Origin of the sequence: Cupriavidus sp. BIC8F (genome assembly GCF_032465815.1) — a bacterium.
Classification (GTDB): Bacteria; Pseudomonadota; Gammaproteobacteria; order Burkholderiales; family Burkholderiaceae; genus Cupriavidus; species Cupriavidus necator.
The window spans coordinates 1,067,592-1,094,509 of the sequence record NZ_CP136094.1; the positions used below are offsets into that span (position 1 = coordinate 1,067,592).

Genomic DNA, 26,918 nt, shown 5'->3' on the forward strand with positions numbered 1-26,918 from the left:
CTCCGGCATGCCCAAGGGCACCGGCACTCGCAAACATCACTTTTTGTTGCGAAGAGTGCTTCTCAAAACACTTTCGCACAAGCGCAAAAAGGCTGGCGCCGGGAATTTCCCTTTGCCAGCCCCATCCGCGTGCCGGAAGGGCACGCGAGCAATGCCTTACTTGACGTCGACCTTCGCGCCAGCGTCTTCCAGCTTCTTCTTGGCTTCGGCAGCAGCAGCCTTGTCCACGCCTTCCTTGACGGGCTTCGGTGCGCCATCGACCAGGTCCTTGGCTTCCTTCAGGCCCAGGCCGGTGATTTCGCGAACAGCCTTAATCACACCAACCTTGTTGGCGCCGACTTCGGCCAGGATCACGTTGAACTCGGTCTGCTCTTCAGCAGCGGCGGCACCGCCGGCGCCCGGGGCTGCAGCCACGGCCATGGCAGCGGCGGACACGCCAAACTTCTCTTCAAACGCCTTGACCAGGTCGTTCAGTTCCATCACGGACATCGCGCCAACGGCTTCCAGGATGTCGTCTTTGGTGATTGCCATTTGAAATACTCCTACTAGATTTGATTCGGTATCGGTAATGCGATCTTTCGATGCGAGGCCTGGATTGCCTTAGGCGCCAGCGGCTTCCGCTTCCGCGGGAGCGCCTTCGGCGTTCTTGGCAGCCAGTGCAGCCAGCAGACGGGCGAAGCCCGACACCGGTGCCTGCATCACGCCCAGCAGCTGAGCAATCAGTTCGTCGCGGCTCGGGATCGATGCCAGCGCCTTCACGGCGGCAGCGTCGAGAACCTTGCCGTCATACGACCCAGCGCGCAGGACCAGCTTGTCGTTGGTCTTGGCAAAGTCGTTCAGAACCTTGGCCGACGACACTGCATCTTCGGAAATACCGTAGATCAGCGGACCGGTCATTTGCTCTGCGAGGCTTGCAAACGGCGTACCTTCGACGGCACGGCGGGCCAGCGTGTTCTTCAGAACACGCAGGTACACGCCTTGCTGACGAGCGGTGGAACGCAGCTTGGTCAGATCGCCAACCGTAATGCCGCGATATTCGGCCACGACGATGGTCTGGGCCTTGGCGACTTGCGCCGAAACCTCAGCAACGACGGCCTTCTTATCTTCAATATTGAGTGGCACGGTTAAGCTCCAAAATGACGCTAGCCCTCCGGCAATACCGGAGTCTTCACGTCAGCACAAACGAACGGCGTCCGATTGGCCCGAATCACCCGGGACAGGCCCGGATTCATCAATCCCTTCGGGTGCGCCATCTGCGCTGGTTGCCCGGGGTTGGTCATGCACGGCACCTGGCCCTGCCTGTACGTCCCGGCCGATTAAGCCCCCATGCCTGACTGCGGTCATGTGGACACCAGCGGTCTTTGATAACCAGCGGCAACTGCCTGAACACCATGTGTCCGGCTGCCGCCACTGCCCAAAGCCTTGCTCCCTATCCTTGTCCCGCCGCTTGGCAGAACCAGGTCCGGAGCCGATCCCCGCTTACGCCAGGATCTTCAATTCGCGGCCGACCGGTGTTATCGGGTCCGGTCAGCCTGTGCCGTCAGCTCAGGCCGACAGCGAAGCTTGTTCCACGCGCACGCCAACGCCCATGGTGGACGAGACGGCGATCTTGCGCAGGTACACGCCCTTGCTCGTAGCCGGCTTGGACTTGACCAGGGCTTCCAGCAGTGCGGACAGGTTGCTCTTCAGTGCTGCGTCTTCGAACGAGCGGCGGCCGATGGTGGCGTGGATGATACCGGCCTTGTCGACACGGAACTGCACCTGACCAGCCTTGGCGTTCTTCACGGCCTGGGCCACGTCGGGCGTCACGGTACCGACCTTCGGGTTCGGCATCAGGCCGCGCGGACCCAGGATCTGGCCCAGCGTACCGACGATACGCATCGTGTCCGGCGAAGCGATCACGACGTCGAAATTCAGGTTGCCGGCCTTGACTTGCTCAGCCAGGTCTTCCATGCCGACGATGTCAGCACCAGCGGCCTTTGCCGCTTCGGCCTTTTCGCCCTGGGCGAACACAGCCACGCGAACCGACTTGCCGGTACCTGCGGGCAGCACGACCGAACCACGAACCACCTGGTCCGACTTCTTGGCATCAATGCCCAGCTGCACTGCCACGTCGATCGACTCGTCGAACTTCGCCGAGGCGCAGCCCTTCACCAGGCCCAGGGCCTCGTCGATCGGGTAAAACTTGGTACGCTCGATCTTCGCCTTGTTGGCGGCGACGCGCTTGGAAACCTTAGCCATTTACAGACCCTCCACGGTGATGCCCATCGAACGAGCCGAACCGGCGATGGTACGCACGGCGGCGTCCAGGTCGGCGGCGGTCAGGTCAGCGTTCTTGGCCTTGGCGATTTCTTCAGCCTGGGCGCGGGTGATCTTGCCAACCTTGTCGGTGTGGGGCTTCGGCGAACCCTTGGTGATGCCAGCTGCCTTCTTGATCAGCACGGTCGCCGGGGGCGACTTCATCACGAAGGTGAAGCTCTTGTCGGCGAAGGCGGTAATCACCACCGGCACCGGCAGACCGGGTTCCATACCCTGGGTCTGGGCGTTGAACGCCTTGCAGAACTCCATGATGTTCAGACCACGCTGACCCAGTGCGGGACCAACGGGCGGGGAGGGATTTGCCTTACCAGCCGGAATCTGCAGCTTGATAAAGCCAATGATCTTCTTGGCCATCTTTACTCCAATCCGGATCGCTCTTTCGGGATGCGATCCTGTTGAGTCGTAACGCGCTGTCGCCGCACCTTCGGCACGGCCTCACGCTCCTCTTGGCGCCGCCACCGGGGCGTCGCCGTTGCCAGTTGCCGCCCTTTCAGGCCGCAGCCGGCAAATTCCTTAAACCTTCTCGACCTGGCCGAACTCGAGTTCGACCGGCGTGGCACGCCCGAAGATCGTGACCGAGACACGCAGGCGCGATTTCTCGTAGTTCACTTCTTCCACGTTGCCGTTGAAGTCGGTGAACGGGCCATCCTTGACGCGCACCATTTCGCCCACCTCGAACAGCGTCTTGGGACGCGGCTTCTCGACCCCTTCCTGCATCTGGGTCATGATCTTGTCGACTTCGCGCTGCGAGATCGGGCTCGGGCGGTTGCGGGCGCCGCCCACGAACCCGGTGACCTTGCTGGTGTTCTTCACCAGGTGCCAGGTCTCGTCGGTCATTTCCATTTCCACCAGCACGTAGCCGGGGAAGAAACGACGCTCGGTGACCGACTTGTGGCCACCCTTGATTTCCACGACTTCTTCGGAAGGCACCAGGATGCGGCCAAACTTGTCCTGCATCTCGGCGCGTTCGATGCGCTCCTGCAGCGCCCGCTGCACGCTCTTCTCCATGCCGGAGTAGGCATGCACGACATACCAGCGCTTCTTCGATGAAGGCGATTCCGGCGCGGTGGTTTCCTGCTGAGCGTTATCCGTCATGTGCTACCTCTTATTTCCAGCCCAGCACGAGCGAGAAGACGACCCACTCGATGAGCTTGTCAGCCGACCACAGGAACAGCGCCATGATGACGACAAAGACGAAGACCAGCCCCGTCATTTGCCCGGCTTCCTTGCGCGTCGGCCAGACGACCTTGCGAACTTCCCGATACGATTCCTTGGCGAACCCGACAAAGTCCTTGCCCGGTGCCGACACCAGCGCAACTACGATAGCCAGTGCAATACCACCGAACAGTGCGGCGCCACGTACATAAGACGGTTGCTGTGCCAGTGCATAGAAACCGATGACGCCCGCAACCACCAGCAGCACCGCCACGCCAAGCATCCACTTGCCGCTGCTGGCGTTCACGGTTTCAACATTGGGATTGGCCATGTTTCGCAAACGAGACTAAGCCGCGTCACGATTGCTCTTCGCGACGCGGCTGATTGATTTGGCAGGGGCAGAGGGAATCGAACCCCCAACCTTCGGTTTTGGAGACCGACGCTCTGCCAGTTGAGCTATACCCCTAAAACAACTGTGGGGCCGGCGCTGGCGCCAACCCCTTCTGGCAACGAACGCGGCCGGTTGGTGCCGCGTTCGCTATCAAACAACTTAGTCGAGGATCTTTGCCACGACGCCGGCGCCGACGGTACGGCCACCTTCGCGGATTGCGAAGCGCAGGCCTTCTTCCATGGCGATCGGGGCGATCAGCTTGACGGTGATCGACACGTTGTCACCCGGCATGACCATTTCCTTGTCCTTCGGCAGCTCGATCGAGCCGGTCACGTCGGTCGTACGGAAGTAGAACTGCGGGCGGTAGTTGTTGAAGAACGGGGTGTGACGGCCGCCTTCGTCCTTCGACAGGATGTACACCTCGCCGGTGAAGTGGGTGTGCGGCTTGATCGAACCAGGCTTGCACAGCACCTGGCCGCGCTCGACGTCTTCACGCTTGGTGCCGCGCAGCAGCAGGCCAACGTTGTCGCCGGCTTGACCCTGGTCCAGCAGCTTGCGGAACATTTCCACGCCGGTGCAGGTGGTCTTCACCGTCGGCTTGATACCGACGATTTCGATTTCCTCACCGACCTTCACCACGCCGCGCTCGATACGGCCGGTCACCACGGTGCCGCGACCCGAGATCGAGAACACGTCTTCCACCGGCATCAGGAAGGTACCGTCAACGGCACGCTCCGGCGTCGGGATGTAGGTGTCCAGTGCGTCGGCCAGGTTCATGATGGCCACTTCGCCCAGCTCGCCCTTGTCGCCTTCCAGCGCCAGCTTGGCCGAACCCTTGATGATCGGGGTGTCGTCGCCGGGGAACTCGTACTTCGACAGCAGCTCGCGAACTTCCATCTCGACCAGCTCGAGCAGTTCAGCGTCGTCCACCATGTCGCACTTGTTCAGGAACACGATGATGTAAGGCACGCCAACCTGACGGGCCAGCAGGATGTGCTCACGCGTCTGCGGCATCGGGCCGTCAGCGGCCGAGCACACCAGGATGGCGCCGTCCATCTGGGCGGCACCCGTGATCATGTTCTTCACATAGTCAGCGTGGCCCGGGCAGTCAACGTGCGCGTAGTGGCGGTTGGCCGTTTCGTATTCGACGTGGGCGGTATTGATGGTAATACCGCGTGCCTTTTCTTCCGGCGCTGCGTCGATTTCGTCATACTTCTTGGCGGCACCGCCGAACTTCGCTGCCAGCACCGTGGCGATCGCTGCGGTCAGCGTGGTCTTGCCATGGTCAACGTGACCAATCGTACCAACGTTCACGTGCGGCTTGGTCCGCTCGAACTTTTCCTTTGCCATTTCGCGACTCCTGTCTCGGTAGCGATATTGCCAGTGCGTGGTATTTGGTGCCCATGGGCAGGATCGAACTGCCGACCTCTCCCTTACCAAGGGAGTGCTCTACCACTGAGCCACATGGGCGAAACTTGACGTACTACTCTGACAGCAACCGCGCGACTGGAGCGGGTGAAGGGAATCGAACCCTCGTCGTAAGCTTGGAAGGCTTCTGCTCTACCATTGAGCTACACCCGCCCGGTTCTTTCCTGCTTCTTCACCGGCACTGCCGGCTGCTGTCTTGCATTCTGGTGGAGAGGGCTGGATTCGAACCAGCGTAGGCGTAAGCCAACAGATTTACAGTCTGCCCCCTTTAGCCACTCGGGCACCTCTCCGCAGAGAACTATCGATTATGGGGCTTCCCACCTTGCCTGTCAAGCACTTTCCGTTGCGGATACTGTACTTGGCCAGACCAGGGAAGGCGTTCCAGCGTGGCGCTTGAACCGCCTGATCGCTCCCACAAGCGCAGTTTAGATTTCTGCGTTCTCACCCTATAGGGGCTTTCCAGCGTGGCTCCTGGAGGCTCTGAGGCCGCCTGGCAGGCGCCGCGAGGCTGCACGCGGCGGCGGCCGGAAAAGACAAAACCCCTCGCAGCACATGCTGTCGAGGGGTTTTGGGAATAAGAGCCTGGCGATGACCTACTTTCACACGGGTATCCGCACTATCATCGGCGCGGAGCTGTTTCACGGACCTGTTCGGGATGGGAAGGGGTGGTTCCAGCTCGCTATGGTCACCAGGCATGAGGGGTTGCAGCGCTGAGGTTGAGGTCAACGCTGCGAATAGGGATGTAGTTGGGGTTGTGCGTCTTGTGTCAACTGTTTCGGCACAGTCGCGATCACACACCAGGTGAAACACACTGGTTATAGGATCAAGCCTTACGGGCAATTAGTACTGGTTAGCTTAACGCATTACTGCGCTTCCACACCCAGCCTATCAACGTCCTGGTCTCGAACGACCCTTCAAGGAGGTCAAGCCTCCAGGGAATCCTCATCTTCAGGCGAGTTTCCCGCTTAGATGCTTTCAGCGGTTATCTCTTCCGTACATAGCTACCCTGCGATGCCTCTGGCGAGACAACAGGTACACCAGCGGTACGTCCACTCCGGTCCTCTCGTACTAGGAGCAGCCCCCGTCAAGATTCCAACGCCCACGGCAGATAGGGACCAAACTGTCTCACGACGTTTTAAACCCAGCTCACGTACCTCTTTAAATGGCGAACAGCCATACCCTTGGGACCGGCTACAGCCCCAGGATGAGATGAGCCGACATCGAGGTGCCAAACACCGCCGTCGATATGAACTCTTGGGCGGTATCAGCCTGTTATCCCCAGAGTACCTTTTATCCGTTGAGCGATGGCCCTTCCATTCAGAACCACCGGATCACTATGTCCTGCTTTCGCACCTGCTCGACTTGTCGGTCTCGCAGTTAAGCACGCTTTTGCCATTGCACTTTAGGTACGATGTCCGACCGTACCAAGCGTACCTTCGAACTCCTCCGTTACACTTTGGGAGGAGACCGCCCCAGTCAAACTGCCTACCATGCACTGTCCCCGACCCGGATTCACGGGTCAAGGTTAGAACCTCAAACAAACCAGGGTGGTATTTCAAGGACGGCTCCACGTGAACTAGCGTCCACGCTTCAAAGCCTCCCACCTATCCTACACAGATCGGTTCAAAGTCCAATGCAAAGCTACAGTAAAGGTTCATGGGGTCTTTCCGTCTAGCCGCGGGGAGATTGCATCATCACAAACACTTCAACTTCGCTGAGTCTCGGGAGGAGACAGTGTGGCCATCGTTACGCCATTCGTGCAGGTCGGAACTTACCCGACAAGGAATTTCGCTACCTTAGGACCGTTATAGTTACGGCCGCCGTTTACCGGGACTTCAATCAAGAGCTTGCACCCCATCATTTAATCTTCCGGCACCGGGCAGGCGTCACACCCTATACGTCCACTTTCGTGTTTGCAGAGTGCTGTGTTTTTATTAAACAGTCGCAGCCACCATTTTATTGCAACCCCTTCACCCTTCTGGCGCAGGCCAGTCAAGCTACCAGGGCGTACCTTATCCCGAAGTTACGGTACCAATTTGCCGAGTTCCTTCTCCCGAGTTCTCTCAAGCGCCTTAGAATACTCATCTCGCCCACCTGTGTCGGTTTGCGGTACGGTCTCGTATGACTGAAGCTTAGAGGCTTTTCTTGGAACCACTTCCAATTGCTTCGCAGCACTAGGCCGCTTGCCCCGCATCCTTGAATTCCGCGCCCGGATTTGCCTGAGCGCCTTCTCCAATGCAGGGACCGGGACTTCCAACACCCGGACAACCTTCCGCGATCCGTCCCCCCATCGCATCATACGACGGTGCAGGAATATTAACCTGCTTCCCATCAGCTACGCATCTCTGCCTCGCCTTAGGGGCCGACTCACCCTACGCCGATGAACGTTGCGTAGGAAACCTTGGGCTTACGGCGAGGGGGCCTTTCACCCCCTTTATCGCTACTCATGTCAGCATTCGCACTTCCGATACCTCCAGCATCCTTTACAAGACACCTTCACAGGCTTACGGAACGCTCTCCTACCACGCACATTACTGTGCGTCCGCAGCTTCGGTATATAGCTTAGCCCCGTTACATCTTCCGCGCAGGACGACTCGATCAGTGAGCTATTACGCTTTCTTTAAAGGGTGGCTGCTTCTAAGCCAACCTCCTGACTGTTTTAGCCTTCCCACTTCGTTTCCCACTTAGCTATATTTGGGGACCTTAGCTGGCGGTCTGGGTTGTTTCCCTCTTGACACCGGACGTTAGCACCCGATGTCTGTCTCCCGTGATTGCACTCTTCGGTATTCGGAGTTTGCTATGGCGGGGTAATCAGCAATAGACCCCCCAACCATGACAGTGCTCTACCCCCGAAGGTGAGACACGAGGCACTACCTAAATAGTTTTCGGAGAGAACCAGCTATTTCCAGATTTGTTTAGCCTTTCACCCCTATCCACAGCTCATCCCCTAACTTTTCAACGTTAGTGGGTTCGGTCCTCCAGTACGTGTTACCGCACCTTCAACCTGGCCATGGATAGATCATCTGGTTTCGGGTCTACACCCAGCGACTCAACGCCCTGTTCGGACTCGCTTTCGCTACGCCTTCCCTAATCGGTTAAGCTTGCCACTGAATGTAAGTCGCTGACCCATTATACAAAAGGTACGCCGTCACCCGTTGCCAGGCTCCGACTGTTTGTATGCATGCGGTTTCAGGATCTATTTCACTCCCCTCCCGGGGTTCTTTTCGCCTTTCCCTCACGGTACTGGTTCACTATCGGTCGATCACGAGTATTTAGCCTTGGAGGATGGTCCCCCCATCTTCAGACAGGATTTCACGTGTCCCGCCCTACTTGTCGTACACCTAGTTCCACAACGCTGTTTTCGCATACAGGGCTATCACCTGCTATGGCCGGGCTTTCCATCCCGTTCTGCTAACAATGCTGCTAAAGAGTACAAGGCTCTTCCCATTTCGTTCGCCACTACTTTGGGAATCTCGGTTGATTTCTGTTCCTGCAGCTACTTAGATGTTTCAGTTCGCCGCGTTCGCTTCCCTGACCTATGTATTCAGTCAGGGATGACCCATACGGGCCGGGTTTCCCCATTCGGACATCTCCGGATCAAAGCTTGTTTGCCAGCTCCCCGAAGCTTTTCGCAGGCTACCGCGTCCTTCATCGCCTGTGATCGCCAAGGCATCCACCACATGCACTTGTTCGCTTGACCCTATAACGAGTGTGTCTCGATTGCTCGAAACAGTCGCTACAGGATGAGTTCTCGCATTTGTGCCGTATTCCAAGTCATCTTTCGATCACTTAAATACATTTTGGTTGATACAATCACAACCCGGTATCGCGTTTGGTACTGCAGCGTCTCATCAACGCTTCGCGACACCTTTACTACATCCCATATTGTTAAAGAACAGCCGATCTTGCGATCGCTTGGCAATGCCAAATGAAAACACTCGCAACTCAGCGTCGCGAAGCGCTTTCATTTGACAACCAATCCAAGGTACCAGGTGATGGTGGAGGATGACGGGATCGAACCGACGACCCCCTGCTTGCAAAGCAGGTGCTCTCCCAGCTGAGCTAATCCCCCTTCCGGATAACTTGGTGGGTCTGGTAGGACTTGAACCTACGACCCCCGCCTTATCAAGACGGTGCTCTAACCACCTGAGCTACAGACCCTTGGCTGTAACAGCAAACAAACCGATAAGTGTGAACGCTAGGCTTGAGACACAAGCCTCTAGAAAGGAGGTGATCCAGCCGCACCTTCCGATACGGCTACCTTGTTACGACTTCACCCCAGTCATGAACCCTGCCGTGGTAATCGCCCTCCTTGCGGTTAGGCTAACTACTTCTGGCAAAACCCACTCCCATGGTGTGACGGGCGGTGTGTACAAGACCCGGGAACGTATTCACCGCGGCATGCTGATCCGCGATTACTAGCGATTCCAGCTTCACGTAGTCGAGTTGCAGACTACGATCCGGACTACGATGCGTTTTCTGGGATTAGCTCCCCCTCGCGGGTTGGCAACCCTCTGTACGCACCATTGTATGACGTGTGAAGCCCTACCCATAAGGGCCATGAGGACTTGACGTCATCCCCACCTTCCTCCGGTTTGTCACCGGCAGTCTCTCTAGAGTGCCCTTTCGTAGCAACTAGAGACAAGGGTTGCGCTCGTTGCGGGACTTAACCCAACATCTCACGACACGAGCTGACGACAGCCATGCAGCACCTGTGTCCACTTTCCCTTTCGGGCACCTAATGCATCTCTGCTTCGTTAGTGGCATGTCAAGGGTAGGTAAGGTTTTTCGCGTTGCATCGAATTAATCCACATCATCCACCGCTTGTGCGGGTCCCCGTCAATTCCTTTGAGTTTTAATCTTGCGACCGTACTCCCCAGGCGGTCAACTTCACGCGTTAGCTACGTTACTGAAGAAATGAATCCCCAACAACTAGTTGACATCGTTTAGGGCGTGGACTACCAGGGTATCTAATCCTGTTTGCTCCCCACGCTTTCGTGCATGAGCGTCAGTGACGTCCCAGGGGGCTGCCTTCGCCATCGGTATTCCTCCACATCTCTACGCATTTCACTGCTACACGTGGAATTCTACCCCCCTCTGACATACTCTAGCCTTGCAGTCACAAGCGCCATTCCCAAGTTGAGCTCGGGGATTTCACGCCTGTCTTACAAAACCGCCTGCGCACGCTTTACGCCCAGTAATTCCGATTAACGCTCGCACCCTACGTATTACCGCGGCTGCTGGCACGTAGTTAGCCGGTGCTTATTCTTCCGGTACCGTCATCGACCCCGGGTATTAACCAGAGCCATTTCTTTCCGGACAAAAGTGCTTTACAACCCGAAGGCCTTCTTCACACACGCGGCATTGCTGGATCAGGGTTGCCCCCATTGTCCAAAATTCCCCACTGCTGCCTCCCGTAGGAGTCTGGGCCGTGTCTCAGTCCCAGTGTGGCTGATCGTCCTCTCAGACCAGCTACTGATCGTCGCCTTGGTAGGCTTTTACCCCACCAACTAGCTAATCAGACATCGGCCGCTCCTGTAGCGCGAGGCCTTGCGGTCCCCCGCTTTCACCCTCAGGTCGTATGCGGTATTAGCTAATCTTTCGACTAGTTATCCCCCACTACAGGGCACGTTCCGATGTATTACTCACCCGTTCGCCACTCGCCACCAGGCCGAAGCCCGTGCTGCCGTTCGACTTGCATGTGTAAGGCATGCCGCCAGCGTTCAATCTGAGCCAGGATCAAACTCTTCAGTTCAATCTCTGTGTGGACCCTCGCGGATCCTCGCTCTTTCGAGCGGTCGCTCACTCTCAGAAAACTGACTGACCAGATCCGAAGACCCAGTCACGTTTTGCTGTGCGAGCACTGTATAACTTGTGAAGCAACACCGTCCGAAGACAGTGGCGTCCGCTACCCAGCGCTCACACTTATCGGTTGTTTGTTTGTTAAAGAACTTCGCTGCCGGCTTTGCCGTTCAGCGCTGCTGCGTTGTCTGCAGCAGAGAAACGAGATTATGCAGAGCTTTCTTCGTTTCGTCAACCGTTTCAGCAATCTTTTTTCGCTGCGGTCAGCGCGCTAACTTCGCTGCGCCAACCTCTCCGGTCGACCCCGCAACCCTTGCTGCGTCTGCTTTGCAGCGCTGCGTTGTGTTGCGAGGGGGCGAATATTAAGGGACGCAGGACCGACTGGCAAGCGATTTCGCGAAATAATTCGAAGCGCCCGGAAAAGCGGCGCATGGGGCGCAAATGTCGCGCTGGTGACAACATCCAGCGGCGCCTCGGCTTAAGCTGACGCTGTGGGCGTTGGCCCAACCCGAAACGCCTTCCTCTATATATAGGCGTCGAATGCCAAGCAGAGCAGTGGAAGGAGACAAGATGACCCGACCCGTGACGCCCGGCCTCTCCCTGGTCGCCGGCAGCACCGACACCCCCCTGTCTGATCAGACGATTCCGGCACTGCTGGCGCGCACGGTCGCCGCAAGGCCGGACGGCCCGGCCGTGGTGTTCCGCGAGCATGGTGTGCGCTGGCGCTGGGCGGAGTTCAGCGACCAGGTCGATCGCCTGGCCAGCGGCCTGCTCCAGCGCGGCATCCAGCCGGGCGATCGCGTCGGCATCTGGGCGCCGAACCGGCCCGAATGGCTGGTGACCCAGTTCGCCACCGCGCGCATCGGCGCCATCCTGGTCAATATCAACCCTGCCTACCGCCAGGCGGAGCTGGAATACGCGCTGAACAAGGCGGGTGTGCGCATGCTGATCACGGCCGCGCGCTTCAAGACCAGCGACTATCTGGCCACCCTGCAGGCGCTGGCGCCGGAACTGGCCGAGGCCGAGCCGGGTGAGCTGCGCGCCGCCCGGCTGCCCCGGCTGCAGTGGGTGGTGCGCATGGGATCCGAGGCGACGCCCGGCATGCTTAATTACGATGCACTCCTGGCCGAACCCGATACTGCGCGCCTGGGCGCGGTGACCGCCACGCTCTCCGCGCATGACGCCATCAATATCCAGTTCACCAGCGGCACCACTGGCAACCCCAAGGGCGCCACCCTGACGCACCACAACGTGGTCAACAACGGCCGCTTTGTCGCCATGGCGATGCGCCTTGGCGACAGTGACGCACTGTGCATCCCGGTGCCGCTCTATCACTGCTTCGGCATGGTGCTGTCGGTGCTGGCCTGCGTCTCGGTCGGCGCCTGCATGGTGTTCCCGGGCGAGGCCTTCGATGCGCTCGCGACCATGCAGGCGGTCAGCGAGGAACGCTGCACTGCCCTGCATGGCGTGCCGACCATGTTTATCGCCCAGTTGGACCATCCGGAGTTCAACCGCTTCGACTTCTCGACCCTGCGTACCGGCATCATGGCCGGCGCCCCCTGCCCGATCGAGGTCATGAAGCGCGTGGTGGCCGACATGCATATGTCAGAGGTCACTATTGCCTATGGCATGACCGAAACCAGCCCGGTCTCGTTCCAGAGCGCCACCGACGATCCGCTGGACAAGCGCGTCGCCACCGTCGGGCGGGTGCAGCCGCACCTGGAATGCAAGGTGGTCGACGCCCTCGGCGAGGTCGTGCCGACCGGCGCCACCGGCGAGCTCTGCACCCGCGGCTATTCCGTGATGCAAGGCTACTGGGAAGACGGCGAGCGCACCCGCGAGGCCATCCGCGACGGCTGGATGCACACCGGCGACCTTGCCACCATTGACGACGAGGGCTACTGCAACATCGTCGGCCGGGTCAAGGACATGCTGATCCGCGGCGGCGAGAACATTTACCCGCGCGAGATCGAGGAATTCCTGTTCCGCCATCCCAAGGTGCAGGCGGTGCAGGTCTTTGGCGTGCCTGACCAGAAGTACGGCGAGGAGGTCTGCGCCTGGATCGTGCTCAAACCCGGCCAGACCGCCACCGAGGACGAGATCCGGACGTTCTGCCGCGACCAGATCGCCCACTACAAGATTCCGCGCTATATCCGCTTTGTCTCGGAAATGCCGATGACTGTGACGGGCAAGGTGCAGAAGTTTGTCATGCGCGACACCATGATTCATGATCTGGGACTTTAGCCGGACGCACACGCGTCGGCAGACATGAGCGGGATCCTCCATGACCATCCGAATCGTAAGACTGGGCGCGCCGCGCGCGGCCGATGAAGGCCTGCGCATCGGCACCGTGCGCCGGCCGCCGCGGGGCGTGCCCAAATCCGAATTTGCCAGCCGCGATTTCTACGATGTCTGGTATCCCGTGCTGTCGCCATCGCCCGAGCTGGTGGCCCAGGCGCTGCAGGCCACCGATGACAAGCAATGGCGCGCGTTCGTGCGGCACTTCCGCAAGGAAATGGCCGAGCCGGACGCCAGCCGCACGCTCGACCTGCTGGCGGCGCTGTCGCACCAGACCAATTTCTCAGTGGGCTGCTACTGCGAGAACGAGGCGCACTGCCACCGCTCGATCCTGCGCGAGCTGCTGGCCGAACGCGGGGCCGTGGTCGGCTGAGCTGCTCGCCGTGCCGGGAATCTCCCCGGTTTAATTTCCCCGCTTCCCGCATTCCGATGGCCCTGAACGTTGTCTGGCTCGGCTTTTTCCTGATTTCCTTTGTCGCCGCCTGCGTCCGCCTGGCCAGCGGCGATCTCACCGTGTTCCCGGCGATGCTGGCGAGCCTGTTCGACAGCGCGCGCACGGCCTTCGAGATCGCGCTAGGCCTGGCCGGGGTGATGAGCCTGTGGCTTGGCATCATGCGCATCGGCGAGCGCGCCGGCGTGGTCGATGCCTTCGCCCGGCTGGTGAACCCGCTGCTGCGCCATTTCTTCCCCGGTGTGCCGCAGGGCCATCCGGCACAGGGGGCGATGATGATGAACGTGTCGGCCAACCTGCTCGGGCTGGACAATGCCGCGACGCCGCTCGGCCTGAATGCCATGCGCGAGCTGCAGACGCTGAACCGGCGCCCGGACGTGGCCACCGATGCGCAGATCATGTTCATCGTGCTGAATACGGCAGGGCTGACGCTGATCCCGACCTCGGTAATCGCAATCCGGCAGGCCATTGCGGTCAAGCAGGGGCTGGTGGGTTTCAATGCGGCCGATATCTTCCTGCCGACGCTGCTGGCCACCGGCGGCTCATGCCTGGCCGGCCTGCTGGCAGTGGCGTGGGTGCAGCGGCTGAACCTGCTGCGCCCGGCCGTGCTAGTGGCGTTCGGGCTGGTCGCGGCGCTGCTGGGCGGGATGTTCGCCTGGCTGCGGCGCGCGCCGCCGGAGCAGGTCGGCAGCATGACGGCACTGGCCGGCGCCGGCTTCATCCTGTCGCTGATCACGCTATTCCTGGTCTGCGGCGCGCTGCGCCGAGTCAATGTCTATGAAGCCTTTATCGATGGCGCCAAGGAAGGCTTTGGCGTCGCCGTGCAGATCATTCCCTACCTGGTGGCGATCCTCGTAGCCATCGGCCTGTTCCGGGCCACCGGCTGCATGGACGTGCTGATGGGCTGGCTGACGCTGGGCTTTGCCCAGTTAGGCGTCAATACGGACTTCGTGCCGGCGCTGCCGGTCGGGCTGATGAAGATCCTGTCCGGCGCCGGCGCGCGCGGGCTGATGGTGGATGTGATGACGACCTATGGGGTGGACTCGTTCCAGGGACGGCTGGCGGCGATCATCCAGGGCTCGACCGAGACCACTTTCTATGTGCTGGCGGTCTACTTCGGCAGCATCAATGTGCGCAATACGCGCCATGCGCTGGGTTGTGCGCTGGTGGCCGATGCTGCCGGGATCGTGTGTGCGGTAGGTGCCGCCTATCTGTTCCGTTAGGACACGATCGGATGGGCGGAAACCGGACTTTGTTGCATCGATACAACGCTATTGTGCGCATTGTCGGACATTGACACATGGCCACTTGGTGCGTCGCAACAAATCATGTATAGTGAAGTCTGTCTCCTCCACCACCTCGGTGGATTCCAACCCACGCACAACCTGCGTGGGTTTTTTTTCGCCTTCACGCCGGAACGGTCACAACCCCTGTGCACGCTTGCCCCTGCTGGCGCAGCACTCGTGCTTGGGTCCTCGCCACGCGGCTTTCTCGCTTCATCGTGGTGCGGCGAGCCGCTGCGGTGGGCAACAGGCCAGTTTTGTTGCGGCGCAGCAAACGGTATCGTAGAGTGGCCTCACGACGGGCGCCCGACCTGGCAGGCCCGCGTAGATCCCGGCCCTGTATGTTCGCCTCCGCCCTCCTTGCCCGCTACTGGCCTGACCCCGTGCTGCTCCGGCGCGGGATCATCTATGCGCTGTCGTTCCTGGCCCTTGCCGGTATTGGCTGGCTGACCGGAGATGCAGGCTATCTGTGGTCGGCCACGGCCTCGATCTGGACCTGCCTGGCGGACCGGCAAGGCACAGCGTCGGCACGGCTTTCCAGTCTGGGAGCGGTCGGCATTGGCGGGGCGGTGGCCAGCGCGCTGGGCGCGGCCGTGGCGCCGGCGCCCTGGCTGGCCGTGCTGGTGGTGATGGCGGGAGGGCTTGCCGCAGGCCTGGCAGAGACGCGCGGCCCGGCCAGTGCGCTCGCGGCCAAGCTGCTCTATGTCGTGCTGGTGGCCGCCTGCCTGCAGCCTGCGGCCGGGCCCGACCTGGCCGTGCAGGCCCTGCAAAGCGGGCTCGACTTCCTGCGCGGCGGCGTGTTCGCGTGCCTGGCTTGCCTGGCACTGATCCCGTCGGCCCGCGACGACCGGCCACGCACCGAGATCGTGGCCGCCTACGACGCGCTGGTCCGGCTCGCCACGGCACTCACCGATACCCGCCACGGCAATGACCTCGCCACCTGCAAGCAGGACATCCGCAACCGCATCGAGGCCGCGCGCCGGGCCATCGAGGCCCGACGCAGCCTGCGCGACCCCAGCAGTCTCCTGCACTATGCCTATGCCGTGGGTGTCGCCGACGCCCTGTTTGCGCTGCTGATCGTCGCGGGCGAGCTGCGCGAGCGCGCCGGCGCCGCCCATGGCTTGCCGATGCAGCCGCCGTTGCGTCATATCGCGCGCTGCGTCGCCGACGCCCGCGAGCAAGTTGGCCAGGCACTGGCGCGGCACGGGCCCGACCTGCCGGCATTGAGCGCGGCGCTGCGCCACGAACTGCGGCGCCTGACCGCGCCCGTGGCCAATGCCAGCGCCCCGCCCCCCTATCAGTCGGCACTATCCGCCCTGGCGCGCCATCCGGATTTCGACCGATGGCGCGCAAGCTTCCGCTGGCCGCGGCGCGGCATCGGGCACGGGCTGGCCCAGATGCTGCGCGGGCTGGCCGACCACGCCGCAGGCGATGCCCTGGCCACGCGCCACGCCCTGCGGCTGGCGCTGGCCGGCAGCCTCAGCCTGGTGCCGGCGCAGTGGTGGCGGCTGGACCACGGCTACTGGGTGGCGGTGACCGTGATCATGGTGCTCAGCCCCCAGCTGCAGACCACCCGGCAGGTTTCCGTGAAGCGCTTTGCGGGCTCGCTGGCGGGCGCACTGTGCGCCTGTGTGATTGGCCTGCTCCATCCGGCGCCGGTGGTGGCGCTGGGCATCAGCGCGGCCTTCCTGGCCGGGGCTTATGCCAGCCGCCTTGCCGGGCAGTCCGGGGCGTTCGCGTTCTGCCTGACGCCGGCCGTGATCCTGTTCTCATGGGTGGGCGCGCCGGCCGTCGACAGCAGCCACTTTGCCGCGCTGCGCGGCATCGATACCGCGCTCGGCTGCCTGATCGCGCTGGCCACGTACTATGTGCTGGCACCGCGCGCGGAGATGTCGCGCGTGTTCCGCCATGCCGTCGACACGGTGGCAGTCAACGCGGTCTACCTGCGTGCCGCCTTCGCCGCCAGCCGCGTGGCTGAGGCCGCGACGCCGCGCGCCGTGCGGCGGCTGGAAGCCTTGCGCATTGCCGCCGGCCGGGCTTCCACCCGCGCGGAACACACGCTGGCGCAGACCGCCGGCGCGCTGGCGCCGGACTTTGCCGGGGCCTACCAGCGCGTGCATGCGAATGCGCGCCGCATGGCCGCGCTGGCCGGCCTGGTGCGAGCCGGGGTGGAGTCGGGCGTTTTCACGCTGCCCGCCGGGGCTGAAGTGCGCGCGCTCCTGACGCAACTGGAAGCGCAACTGGCCGAGCTGGCGATGCGGCCGGGCCTGGCAGACCCTGCCGGCAGCGCCGAGTGCCCTGCGCTGCCACCCGCCGCCGCTCTCGACGCCTTCCTGGCGGAACAGGCCGACTACGCCGCCACACATATCGCCGCCGCCCATGCCGCGGTGGCGGACCTGCGCACGCTGGGCGCGGCCACGCGCAATCTGCCGGGGCGCCGGCGGGCGCACAGCGGCTGAGCGGAAGCAAAAAAGAAGGCTGCCGGACCGGCCGGGCTTTACGGAACGCGGCGATGGCCTATATTGATTTAATACGCCCGCCGCCAGCACGAGGCACGCCATGTCCGACATCACGTTCCCTCGCAGCCTCCCGACCTACTGCGCAGCCAGCCTCACGCTGTCCTGCCCCGCCACGGTCAACGGCAGTCCCACCTTGTATTCCGTCACCGCCGAGGCCCTCGAAGCCCATTTCGGCGCGCGTTCGCCGCGCGAGGAAGACCTGGTCGCAGCCTTCACCAGCAATCGCCAGCGCATCGAGCGCCTGGCCGAAAGCCTGTTCGAGCTGACCGAGGCGCGCGAGATCGTGCTGCGCAGCGGCCATTTCCGCTTTGCCGGCTGAATCCCGTCGCCTGTCCTGGCGCCCCCGATCGGGGGCGTGATTTCATTCGGCCATTCAGTCGGCCTTCGCCTCGCCGCGCACCAGCAGCACCGGCATGGTGGACTGGCGCATCACCGCCTCGGCCACGCTGCCCAGCACCAGCCGGCGCACGCCGCGACGTCCGTGCGTGCCGATCACCAGCAGGTCGGCGCCCCACTGGCGCGCGGCCTCGTTGATCGACGCCCCCATGTCGCCGGGCACCGGCGCTTCGGTCACCAGCCGGGTTTCATGCGCCACGCCGGCTGCGGCCAACCGCTGCGAGGCGGCCTGCAGCGCGCGCTGGCCGCTTTCTTCGAATGCCTTCTGCAGCTGGCTCGGGTCGTAGTACCCGGCATCGAACATGGGCGTGCCGGTGTCCACGACATAGAGCGCCAGCACGGTGGCGCCGCCCGGGGCCGCCACGCGGATGGCTTCGCCCAGTGCCAGGTCGGACGTGCTGCTGCCGTCCACCGCCACCACGATCTTGCTGTATGCCGTGCTAGTCATAGGTATTGCCTCCGTTGACAGGGAAAAGGATCGCGGCGGTAACGCCGCCTGTCTTCGATACTACCCGTGCGGCAGCCGCCACGTGGCTAGCAGGATCAAACCACGGCCACAGTAGCGGGCTTTCCCTTAAATTGACCGACCGGTCGGCATATATATAATAGGGCCAGTCGCTACCCGCGATCCGAGCGGCATCCCCGCCAGAGGAGACAAAATGTACACGCAGAGTCTTGACCTGCCCGGCCAGCATGCCGAAACGGCACAGGCCAGCGCACCCCAGGACGAAGCCGCCCGCCAGGCCGCGTTCGACGCCTGCATGGCCGCCGACGGCAAGATCGAGCCGCAGGACTGGATGCCGCAGGCCTACCGCAAGACCCTGGTGCGCCAGATCTCGCAGCACGCGCACTCGGAGATCGTCGGCATGCTGCCGGAGGGCAACTGGATCAGCCGGGCCCCGTCGCTCAAGCGCAAGGCCATCCTGCTGGCCAAGGTGCAGGATGAAGGCGGCCATGGGCTCTACCTGTATTCCGCCGCCGAGACGCTGGACGCCTCACGCGATGACCTGGTCGACGCGCTGCACAGCGGCAAGGCCAAGTATTCGTCGATCTTCAACTACCCGACGCTGACCTGGGCCGACGTGGGCGTGATCGGCTGGCTGGTCGACGGCGCGGCGATCATGAACCAGATCCCGCTGTGCCGCTGCTCGTACGGTCCGTATGCACGCGCCATGATCCGCATCTGCAAGGAAGAGTCGTTCCACCAGCGCCAGGGCTTCGACGCGCTGCTGGCGATGATGCGCGGCACCGAGGCCCAGCGCGAGATGGTGCAGGACGCGGTCAACCGCTGGTGGTTCCCGGTACTGATGATGTTCGGCCCGCCCGACGCGGCCTCGACCAACAGCGCCCAGACCATGGCCTGGGGCATCAAGCGCATCTCCAACGACGACCTGCGCCAGAAGTTTGTCGATGCCACGGTCGAGCAGGCCCGCGTGCTGGGCGTGACCCTGCCCGACCCCGGCCTGCAATGGAATGCTGAGCGCGGCCACTATGACTACAGCCCGCTGGACTGGGATGAATTCTGGCGCGTGATCAACGGCGACGGACCCTGCAACCGCGAGCGCCTGGCCACCCGCGTGAAAGCGCATGAAGACGGCGCCTGGGTGCGCGAGGCCGCGCTGGCGCACGCCGCCAAGGTGGCCGAACGCGAAGCCCGCGCGAGCCGCGCGGCGGCCTGAACCCCGCGCCCGAGGACGGAGGAGACAAACGATGCAACGCAAGGAATGGCCGCTGTGGGAAGTGTTCGTACGCAGCAAGCAAGGCCTGGAACACAAGCATTGCGGCAGCCTGCACGCCGCCGATGCGCAGCAGGCGCTGCACATGGCGCGCGACGTCTATACGCGGCGCCAGGAAGGCGTGTCGATCTGGGTGGTGCCGTCCGCGGCCATCACCGCGAGCGTGCCCGAGGAAAAGCCGGAGCTGTTCGACCCGATGGCCGACAAGATCTACCGCCACCCGACGTTCTACCAGCTGCCCGACGAAGTCAACCACATGTAAGGCCCGCACGATGACCGCGTCCCCACAGCCGACTGTGCCCGCCTCGCTCGACCACCTGCCGCCGGCACGCACCGCGGCCTTGCGCTACGTGCTGCGCCTGGCCGACAACGCCCTGGTCCTGGGCCAGCGCAACGCCGAATGGTGTGGCCATGGCCCGGTGCTGGAAGAAGACATCGCACTGGCGAACATCAGCCTGGACCTGATCGGCCAGGCGCGGCTGCTGTACGGCCGCGCCGGCGAGCTGGAAGGCGAGCTGACCGGCCTGCCCCACCATGAAGACGACTACGCTTACTGGCGCGCCGAGCGCGACTTCCGCAACTGGACCCTGCTGGAGCTGCCGCACCGCGGCCCGCTGGCCGGCAACGCCGCCGCCGAGCGCGACTACGCCGTCACCATCATGCGCAACTTCCTGTACAGCGCGCTGATGGTCGAGCTGTGGGAAGCATTACTGGCCAGCCGCGATAACCAACTTGCCGCGATCGCCGCCAAATCGGTCAAGGAAGCGCGTTACCACCTGCACCACGCGGCTGGCTGGGTAGTGCGCCTGGGCGACGGCACCGAGGCATCGCACGCGCGCATGCAGCGCGCGCTGGAGCACCTGCTGCCCTATATGAACGAGTGCTTTGCCGAGGACGCGGTAGAAGCCGAGGCCACCGCGCAGGGCATCGGCGTCATCACGGCCACGCTGCGCCCGGCCTGGGATGCCACCGTCGCCGAGACGCTGCAGGCCGCCACGCTAACCCTGCCCCAGGCCACGAGCTTTGTCTCGACCGGCAAGCACGGCGTGCACTCCGAACACATGAGCTACCTGCTGGGCGAGATGCAGGGGCTGGCGCGAGCCCATCCGGGCGCACAATGGTAAGCGCCCGCTTCGCCGCAAAGGGTTGACCAACATGACCATCGCCGCCCTCCCCCTGCGCAATGACCGCGCCACCGATGGCCGCATCGCGCGTGCATGGGCGGCGCTGGAGGCGGTGCCGGACCCGGAGATCCCGGTGGTGTCGATCCGCGACCTGGGCATCCTGCGCGATGTCTTGGTCGCCGCCGACGGCGCGCTGGAGATCGTCATCACGCCCACTTACTCCGGCTGCCCGGCAATGTCGCAGATCGCCGAGGACATCGGCCGGTCACTGGACGACGCCGGGCTGGCGCCGTGGCGCATCCGCACCGTGCTGGCGCCGGCCTGGACCACCGACTGGATCACTCCGACCGCGCGCGAGCGCCTGCGCGCCTTCGGCATTGCGCCGCCGGGCCAGTGCGGCACGCCGGCCGCGGCGCAGCCGCTGGGCTTTGTGCCTCGCGCCGCCCGCGCGGGCGCGCCCGATGTCGTGGCCTGCCCGCGCTGCGGCAGCGTGCATACGCAGGAAATCTCGCGCTTTGCCTCGACCGCCTGCAAGGCGCTGTACCGGTGCCTGGACTGCCGCGAGCCGTTCGACTATTTCAAACCCTACTGAGCCCCGCCGGGCCGAAGCCAGGCTGCCATGACTCCACAGTTCCATCCGCTGCGCGTGGCGCAGGTGCGCCCCGAGACCGCCGACACCATCTCGATCGCCTTCGAGGTGCCGGACACGCTGCGCGATGCCTACCGCTTCACCCAGGGCCAGTTCCTGACGCTGAAGGCGCCGATCGACGGCAAGGACCTGCGCCGCTCCTACTCGATCTGCTCGGCCGTGCAGGACTACGACGCGCACGGCGAGCTGCGCGTGGCGGTCAAGCTGGTCGAGGATGGACTCTTTTCCACGCACCTGCATGACTCCATCGCCCCGGGCCAGGTGATCGACGTGATGACCCCCGACGGGCGCTTCCACGTGCCGCTCGATCCCGCCGCCGCGCGCCACTACGTGGCCTTTGCCGCCGGCAGCGGCATCACGCCGGTGCTGTCGCTCGTCCGCACCACGCTGCAGGCCGAGCCGCACTGCCGCTTCACGCTGGTCTACGGCAACCGCAACGTCGACAGCATCATCTTCTCCGAGGCACTGGAAGACCTGAAGAACCAGTACCTGGCGCGCTTCACGCTCTACCACGTGCTGTCGCGCCAGCCGCAGGAGGTGGACCTGCTGCACGGCCGGCTCGACCATGCCCGCGTGACGGCCTTTCTGCAGACCCTGATCCCGGTGGAAGACATCGACGCGGCCTTTGTCTGCGGGCCAGCCTCGATGATCGACGAGGCCGAGGCGGCGCTGCGTGATGCGGGCCTCGACCCGCACCGCATCCACGCCGAGCGCTTCGGCGTGCCGCTGGCCCAGGCCAGGCGCAAGCCGGCCCCCGCGCACGCCGACCATGCCGGCACCGCCGAACTGGTGGTGGTGCTCGACGGCAAGCAGCACAGCATGCGCCTGCCGCTGGAAGACGCCAACGTGCTCGACACCGCGCTGGCCGCTGGGCTGGACCTGCCCTACGCCTGCAAGGGCGGTGTCTGTTGTACCTGCCGCGCCAAGGTGCTGGAAGGCCAGGTGGAGATGGAAAAGAACTACACGCTCGAGCCGTGGGAGATGGAGAAGGGCTTCGTGCTCACCTGCCAGGCGCGGGCGCTGACGCCGCGGGTGGTGGTCAGCTACGACGAACGCTGATCCTGGCACGCCGGCGCGTGCGTATTCAGACAATTGCCGACATTGGCCAGCACGGGCCGTGGCTACAATGGCGGCAGGCGGCTTCCTGCTGGCGCGATGCTTGCAGGACAGTGACCGGGCGGGCGGCGACCCCGCCTGTCGCATCGCCGCCGCGGCGGTGCCAGCGAACCGTCCCACCCATATACAATCACGGCCATGCAATATATCCACGTCGTCAATGGTGATGTAGCAGGCACGACCCTGCGCCAGGCCCTGGCCCAGGCTGCGCGGCCGGACCCTGTCGTGGTGCTGCGCGACGACCTGGCGGTGGGACCGCTGGCCGACATCGACAGCACCGGCCTGATCCGATCCGGCTTCTGGCAGCGGGTCGCCCCGCATACCGACATCGATTTCGGCGCCGAGATGCGCCAGGCGCTGGACCAGCTCCAGGCGCTGCGCCAGGACGACATGGAAGTGGCGATCTGGCACGGCCAGAGCGCGGCCGACCAGCTGATGCTGCGCCGGGTGGTGTTCCACCTGTACCAGGCGCCGCAGCGGATCAATGAAGTCGCCATGGACCTGCGCGAGCTGGAAATGCCCGCGCAGGGCAATCTGGCGGCGATCGGCATGTACACGCCCGCGCGGCTGGCGCGGCGCTTTTCCACTATCGCCCCGGTCTCGGTGCTGCGCCTGGGCCGCCTCGGCTACGAGTGGCAGCAGAACGTCAAGGAAAACGCCGACGTGCGGCTCTGGAAGGGCAACACGCTGGTGCCGGCGGCGTACCACACCATCGACGAGATCATCATGGAGCGCGCCCCGTCCGAGTGGACGCCCGCGGCGCAGATGGTGGGCAGCGTGATGGGCGCGATCGAGGGCCTGCTGGCCAGCGACTGGTTCGTGTTCTGGCGCTGCCGCGAGCTGATCGCCATGGGCCAGCTGGTGCTGCGCGGCAATGCTGACTCGCTCGATACCTGCGAACTGCGCCGCCATATCGGCAGCAGTGGCACCGGCGGCGAATAAACGAGAATATGGCCCGTACCAAGGCACCCGATTTCGAGGCGCAGCGCGAGCAGATCCTGGACCTGGCCGCCGCCGCCTTTGCCAACAGCAGCTACCCCAGCACCTCGATGGCCGACCTGGCCGCCGCCTGCGGCACCTCCAAGGCGCGGCTGTACCACTATTACGAGAGCAAGGAAGCAATCCTGTTCGACCTGCTGGACCGCTACACGCGCCGGCTGATGCTGCTCGTCACAGAAGTGGAGGCCGACGCCGAGCGCCACGCGCGCACCGACAAGGCAGCCTTCGGCAACCTGATCCGTGCCTTTCTGGCCGAGTACGAGACCTCGCAGACGCGCCATATCGCGCTGATCAACGACGTCAAGTTCCTGGCCGAGACCCAGCGCGACCTGATCCTGGGCCGCGAGCGCGACGTGGTCGCGGCCTTCTCGCGCCTGCTGCGCCGGGCCTACCCGGAGCGCGTCACGCGCGAGAACCAGACCGCGCTGACCATGACCATCTTCGGCATGATCAACTGGACCTTCACCTGGCTCAAGCCGGGCGGCCGGCTGTCCTATGCAGAGTTTGCCGAGATGGTGGTCGACCTGCTCGAAGGCGGCCTGCCCGGCCGGGCCGCGGCCGCGCGCTGACGCGGCGCTGGCCCGTCGCCCTGCCACTCACATCCACTCGGCCTCTTCGCGCTGGCGCCGCTGCTCGCGGTCCTGGCGGAACATCTCTTCCAGTTCGTCGCGCGCCTGGCGCGCCAGCGAGACCAGCTTCTTCTGGTCGGTGTAGTGCGGATAGAAGCGGTCGATCGCCTGGATGTTGTGGCGCCGGAAACGCAGGGCCACGTTGCGGGCCTCGGCCGGATCGAAGCCCAGCCCCTCCAGCACGCGGCGGCCCAGCATCAGCGAGCCCTCGAACATCTCGCGCTCGAACAGGTGCACGCCGCGGTCCTTGAGCTGGTAGACATGTGATACATGGCGCGCCCGGGCGTAGATCTGCAGTTCGGGAAAGCGCTGGCGCACGCGGTCGATCAGTTCCAGGCCTTCGTCCATGCCGTCGATGGCGACTACCAGGATGCGCGCGTCGGCAATGCCCGCGGCCTCCAGCAGGTCCAGCCGGGTGGCGTCGCCATAGAAGACCTTGAAGCCGTACTGGCGCAGGAACTCGATCTGGTCCGGGTCGTGGTCCAGCACTGTCACGCCCACGCCCTGGGTGTACAGCAGGCGGCCGACGATCTGGCCGAAGCGCCCGAAGCCGGCGATCAGCACCGGATTGTGCTGCGGCGTAATGGTCTCGTCCGGGCGGGCCTTGCCGCTGCCCAGGCGCGGCGCCACCAGCCGGTCATAGGCCAGCAGCAGCAAGGGCGTGGCCACCATCGACAGCGCCACCACCAGCACCAGCAGGGCCTCGGTCTCGCGCGGCAGCAGGCCGGCGGTGCCGGCCACGCCGAACACCACGAAGGCGAACTCACCGCCCTGCGAGATCAGCAGGGCAAACAGCAGCCGCTGGCCGCGGGCGATGGCGAAATGCCGCGCCAGCAGCGCCAGCAGCGCGGTCTTGGCAACCACGAAAGCGGCCACCAGACCCAGCACCAGCCAGGGCGAGCGCGCCAGCACGGCAAAGTCGATCGACATGCCGACGGCCATGAAGAACAGGCCCAGCAGCAGGCCCTTGAACGGCTCCAGGTCGGCCTCGAGCGCGTGGCGGTATTCCGAATCGGCCAGCAGCACGCCCGCCAGGAAAGTGCCCAGCGCCATCGACAAGCCCACCGCGTCCATCATCAACGCAATGCCCACCACCAGCAGCAGCGCAAACGCGGTGAACATCTCGCGCATGTCGGTGCGGGCGATAAAGCGCAGCGCCGGGCGCACCAGGTAGCGGCCGCCGACCACCACCGCACCGATCACCGCAACCGCCTTGCCTGCCGCCAGCCAGCCGGCCGCGCCCGGACCCGCGCCTTCGGCGCCCTGCGTGGCCAGCAGCGGCAACAGCGCGATCATCGGGATCGCGGCGATGTCCTGGAACAGCAGGATGCCGAAGCTGGCCGCCCCCGCCGGCGTGCCGAAGAGGTTGCGCTCGGTCAGTGTCGCCAGCGCGATCGCGGTGGACGACAACGCCAGTCCCAGGCCCGCCACCAGGGCCACCTGCCACGGCGCGCCCGCCAGCGCCGCCACCGCGCCGATCACCAGCGCGCAGGCAGCCAGTTGCGCGCCGCCGTAGCCAAAGATGCTCCGCCGCAGTGCCCACAGCTTGCGCGGCTCCAGCTCCAGGCCGATGACGAACATCATCAGCACCACGCCGAACTCGGAGAAATGCAGGATCGATTCGACATTGGTCACCAGGCGCAACGCAAACGGCCCGATCGCCGCCCCCGCCAGCAGGTAGCCCAGCACCGCGCCCAGGCCGCCGCGCCGCGCCAGCGGCACCGCCACCACCGCCGCCACCAGGAACACCAGCAGCGCAATCAGGAAATCGTGCTGGTTCATGCCTGCCCCCCCGCCGGTGCGGCGCCGGTGCCCAGCCGCCCGCAGACATGGGCGATATGCTCGGCCAGCGCCTGGGCGTCGGCATTGTTGGCGTCGTGCAGCACCACCGGCGGCAGCCAGTTCATGCCGCACAGCAAGGCGGTCTGCTCCAGCGGCAGCAGGAAGTCCCCGATCGGGTGGCCATGGGTGCCGTCCGGCCCGTAGGCATCGGCCGTGCCGCCGGTGCTCACCACCGCCAGCAAGGACTTGCCTCGCAGCGCGGTGCCGCCGGGGCCATAGGCCCAGCCTGGCTCCAGCACCTCATCGAGCCACAGCTTGAGCAGCGCCGGCACGCTGTACCAGCGCACCGGGAACTGCAGCACGATGGTGTCAGAGACCGACAGCACGCGCTGCTCGGCGACGACGTCGATGTCATAGTCGACATAGTTCCGGTAGAGATCGCGGACCTGTACCTGCGGCAAGACGGCCAGTGCATCGGCCAGCGGCCGGTTGACGCGCGAACGGCTGGGCGTGGGATGCGCGTAGATTACAACGATTGGGGGCTCGGTCATCAAAGGCGATCGGCTGGGCAAGGGAGTGGATGAACCTGCGTGGAAAGCGCGGAATTGTGGCGTTGCACCAAATCCACATCCAGCGCCATGCAACAATTCATCACATTTTTTCAAGCTGTTGATTTTATTCGATTTTTATTGATGTTGTGGCGAGACAACGGCCTGCTGCGGCGCGGGAAGCTTACGCCGAACTGACAATTCCACTACAATACTTTCGGCACCGCATCAAGATGGTGTTTTCCCCGAATCCCGCACCGAAGCAGGGAAAAGTGCCTGGAAAAACACCAACG

22 protein-coding genes, 6 tRNA genes and 3 rRNA genes are annotated in these 26,918 nt (G+C 63.7%); 12 read left to right on the forward strand and 19 right to left on the reverse strand.

Annotation, left to right across the window (positions count from 1 at the left end; translation table 11 throughout):
• Nucleotides 1-156 precede the first annotated feature (156 nt).
• The 16 genes from rplL to RS901_RS05065 all read right to left on the reverse strand — a co-directional run bounded on the left by rplL (nucleotide 157) and on the right by RS901_RS05065 (nucleotide 11,048).
• Nucleotides 157-531, reverse strand: coding sequence for a 50S ribosomal protein L7/L12 (gene rplL, locus RS901_RS04990; protein ID WP_010810464.1), 375 nt, complete (start codon nucleotides 529-531; stop codon nucleotides 157-159).
• Between the two features lie 69 nt (nucleotides 532-600).
• Nucleotides 601-1,122, reverse strand: a complete 522-nt coding sequence (rplJ, locus tag RS901_RS04995) for a 50S ribosomal protein L10 (RefSeq protein WP_010810465.1) — start codon at nucleotides 1,120-1,122, stop codon at nucleotides 601-603.
• A gap of 423 nt (nucleotides 1,123-1,545) precedes the next feature.
• Nucleotides 1,546-2,241, reverse strand: a complete 696-nt coding sequence (rplA, locus tag RS901_RS05000) for a 50S ribosomal protein L1 (RefSeq protein WP_013958262.1) — start codon at nucleotides 2,239-2,241, stop codon at nucleotides 1,546-1,548.
• The gene (gene rplK / locus RS901_RS05005; RefSeq protein ID WP_010810467.1) at nucleotides 2,242-2,673 is read right to left on the reverse strand and encodes a 50S ribosomal protein L11; all 432 of its coding nucleotides are present in this window, start codon (nucleotides 2,671-2,673) and stop codon (nucleotides 2,242-2,244) included.
• A gap of 159 nt (nucleotides 2,674-2,832) precedes the next feature.
• The gene (gene nusG, locus RS901_RS05010; protein ID WP_010810468.1) at nucleotides 2,833-3,414 is read right to left on the reverse strand and encodes a transcription termination/antitermination protein NusG; all 582 of its coding nucleotides are present in this window, start codon (nucleotides 3,412-3,414) and stop codon (nucleotides 2,833-2,835) included.
• 10 nt (nucleotides 3,415-3,424) lie between these two features.
• Complete coding sequence (secE, locus tag RS901_RS05015; RefSeq protein ID WP_316151773.1) at nucleotides 3,425-3,805, reverse strand: preprotein translocase subunit SecE; 381 nt, start codon at nucleotides 3,803-3,805, stop codon at nucleotides 3,425-3,427.
• A gap of 59 nt (nucleotides 3,806-3,864) precedes the next feature.
• A tRNA-Trp gene (locus RS901_RS05020) sits at nucleotides 3,865-3,940 on the reverse strand.
• Between the two features lie 84 nt (nucleotides 3,941-4,024).
• Nucleotides 4,025-5,215 (reverse strand): elongation factor Tu, encoded by a 1,191-nt coding sequence (tuf, locus tag RS901_RS05025; RefSeq protein ID WP_010810470.1) that lies wholly within the window; start codon nucleotides 5,213-5,215, stop codon nucleotides 4,025-4,027.
• 45 nt (nucleotides 5,216-5,260) lie between these two features.
• Nucleotides 5,261-5,335, reverse strand: a tRNA-Thr gene (locus RS901_RS05030).
• A 37-nt stretch (nucleotides 5,336-5,372) separates the two neighbouring features.
• Nucleotides 5,373-5,446, reverse strand: a tRNA-Gly gene (locus RS901_RS05035).
• A gap of 51 nt (nucleotides 5,447-5,497) precedes the next feature.
• A tRNA-Tyr gene (locus tag RS901_RS05040) sits at nucleotides 5,498-5,583 on the reverse strand.
• Nucleotides 5,584-5,873: 290 nt separating this feature from the next.
• Nucleotides 5,874-5,986 (reverse strand): 5S ribosomal RNA (gene rrf, locus RS901_RS05045).
• A gap of 126 nt (nucleotides 5,987-6,112) precedes the next feature.
• Nucleotides 6,113-8,993 (reverse strand): 23S ribosomal RNA (locus tag RS901_RS05050).
• A 296-nt stretch (nucleotides 8,994-9,289) separates the two neighbouring features.
• Nucleotides 9,290-9,365, reverse strand: a tRNA-Ala gene (locus RS901_RS05055).
• A 12-nt stretch (nucleotides 9,366-9,377) separates the two neighbouring features.
• Nucleotides 9,378-9,454 (reverse strand) — tRNA-Ile (locus RS901_RS05060).
• A gap of 62 nt (nucleotides 9,455-9,516) precedes the next feature.
• Nucleotides 9,517-11,048: ribosomal RNA gene (locus RS901_RS05065) — 16S ribosomal RNA — on the reverse strand.
• The 16S, 23S and 5S rRNA genes sit together here with 5 tRNA genes alongside, the layout of an rRNA operon.
• 617 nt (nucleotides 11,049-11,665) lie before the next feature.
• Here RS901_RS05065 and RS901_RS05070 point away from each other — a divergent pair.
• The 5 genes from RS901_RS05070 (at nucleotide 11,666) to RS901_RS05090 (ending at nucleotide 17,965) form a co-directional block, all read left to right on the forward strand.
• On the forward strand, nucleotides 11,666-13,339 hold the full coding sequence (locus tag RS901_RS05070) for an AMP-binding protein (protein ID WP_316151774.1): 1,674 nt from the start codon (nucleotides 11,666-11,668) through the stop codon (nucleotides 13,337-13,339).
• Between the two features lie 40 nt (nucleotides 13,340-13,379).
• On the forward strand, nucleotides 13,380-13,766 hold the full coding sequence (locus RS901_RS05075; protein ID WP_316151775.1) for a DUF488 domain-containing protein: 387 nt from the start codon (nucleotides 13,380-13,382) through the stop codon (nucleotides 13,764-13,766).
• A gap of 56 nt (nucleotides 13,767-13,822) precedes the next feature.
• Nucleotides 13,823-15,067: a nucleoside recognition domain-containing protein gene (locus RS901_RS05080; protein WP_316151776.1), complete on the forward strand. Its 1,245-nt coding sequence runs from the start codon at nucleotides 13,823-13,825 to the stop codon at nucleotides 15,065-15,067.
• A 401-nt stretch (nucleotides 15,068-15,468) separates the two neighbouring features.
• Entirely contained in the window at nucleotides 15,469-17,586 is a 2,118-nt protein-coding gene (locus tag RS901_RS05085) for an FUSC family protein (protein ID WP_316151777.1), read from the forward strand.
• A gap of 100 nt (nucleotides 17,587-17,686) precedes the next feature.
• The gene (locus tag RS901_RS05090) at nucleotides 17,687-17,965 is read left to right on the forward strand and encodes a DUF1488 domain-containing protein (protein WP_013958269.1); all 279 of its coding nucleotides are present in this window, start codon (nucleotides 17,687-17,689) and stop codon (nucleotides 17,963-17,965) included.
• A 54-nt stretch (nucleotides 17,966-18,019) separates the two neighbouring features.
• On the opposite strand, the gene RS901_RS05095 is transcribed toward RS901_RS05090, so the two are convergent.
• The gene (locus RS901_RS05095; RefSeq protein ID WP_114134455.1) at nucleotides 18,020-18,490 is read right to left on the reverse strand and encodes a universal stress protein; all 471 of its coding nucleotides are present in this window, start codon (nucleotides 18,488-18,490) and stop codon (nucleotides 18,020-18,022) included.
• Nucleotides 18,491-18,701: 211 nt separating this feature from the next.
• On the opposite strand from RS901_RS05095, the gene paaA reads away from it, so the two are divergent.
• The 7 genes from paaA to RS901_RS05130 all read left to right on the forward strand — a co-directional run bounded on the left by paaA (nucleotide 18,702) and on the right by RS901_RS05130 (nucleotide 24,235).
• A complete protein-coding gene (gene paaA, locus RS901_RS05100) occupies nucleotides 18,702-19,721 on the forward strand; it encodes a 1,2-phenylacetyl-CoA epoxidase subunit PaaA (protein WP_114134454.1) in 1,020 nt (339 codons plus the stop codon).
• A 31-nt stretch (nucleotides 19,722-19,752) separates the two neighbouring features.
• Entirely contained in the window at nucleotides 19,753-20,040 is a 288-nt protein-coding gene (paaB, locus tag RS901_RS05105; RefSeq protein ID WP_012354162.1) for a 1,2-phenylacetyl-CoA epoxidase subunit PaaB, read from the forward strand.
• Nucleotides 20,041-20,050: 10 nt separating this feature from the next.
• Nucleotides 20,051-20,902: a 1,2-phenylacetyl-CoA epoxidase subunit PaaC gene (gene paaC / locus RS901_RS05110; RefSeq protein WP_316151778.1), complete on the forward strand. Its 852-nt coding sequence runs from the start codon at nucleotides 20,051-20,053 to the stop codon at nucleotides 20,900-20,902.
• Nucleotides 20,903-20,933: 31 nt separating this feature from the next.
• On the forward strand, nucleotides 20,934-21,494 hold the full coding sequence (gene paaD / locus RS901_RS05115) for a 1,2-phenylacetyl-CoA epoxidase subunit PaaD (protein ID WP_316151779.1): 561 nt from the start codon (nucleotides 20,934-20,936) through the stop codon (nucleotides 21,492-21,494).
• Between the two features lie 27 nt (nucleotides 21,495-21,521).
• Nucleotides 21,522-22,610 carry a 1,2-phenylacetyl-CoA epoxidase subunit PaaE gene (gene paaE / locus RS901_RS05120; RefSeq protein WP_316151780.1) on the forward strand — a complete coding sequence of 363 codons (1,089 nt, stop codon included), beginning with the start codon at nucleotides 21,522-21,524 and terminating at the stop codon, nucleotides 22,608-22,610.
• 195 nt (nucleotides 22,611-22,805) lie between these two features.
• The gene (locus tag RS901_RS05125; RefSeq protein WP_316151781.1) at nucleotides 22,806-23,609 is read left to right on the forward strand and encodes a DUF1835 domain-containing protein; all 804 of its coding nucleotides are present in this window, start codon (nucleotides 22,806-22,808) and stop codon (nucleotides 23,607-23,609) included.
• Nucleotides 23,610-23,617: 8 nt separating this feature from the next.
• On the forward strand, nucleotides 23,618-24,235 hold the full coding sequence (locus RS901_RS05130) for a TetR/AcrR family transcriptional regulator (RefSeq protein WP_316151782.1): 618 nt from the start codon (nucleotides 23,618-23,620) through the stop codon (nucleotides 24,233-24,235).
• 27 nt (nucleotides 24,236-24,262) lie between these two features.
• Here RS901_RS05130 and kefC read toward each other — a convergent pair whose 3' ends face one another.
• Nucleotides 24,263-26,077, reverse strand: coding sequence for a glutathione-regulated potassium-efflux system protein KefC (gene kefC / locus RS901_RS05135; RefSeq protein WP_316151783.1), 1,815 nt, complete (start codon nucleotides 26,075-26,077; stop codon nucleotides 24,263-24,265).
• Entirely contained in the window at nucleotides 26,074-26,628 is a 555-nt protein-coding gene (locus RS901_RS05140; protein WP_316151784.1) for an NAD(P)H-dependent oxidoreductase, read from the reverse strand. Before RS901_RS05140 ends, kefC begins: the two co-directional genes overlap by 4 nt.
• Nucleotides 26,629-26,918 lie beyond the last annotated feature (290 nt).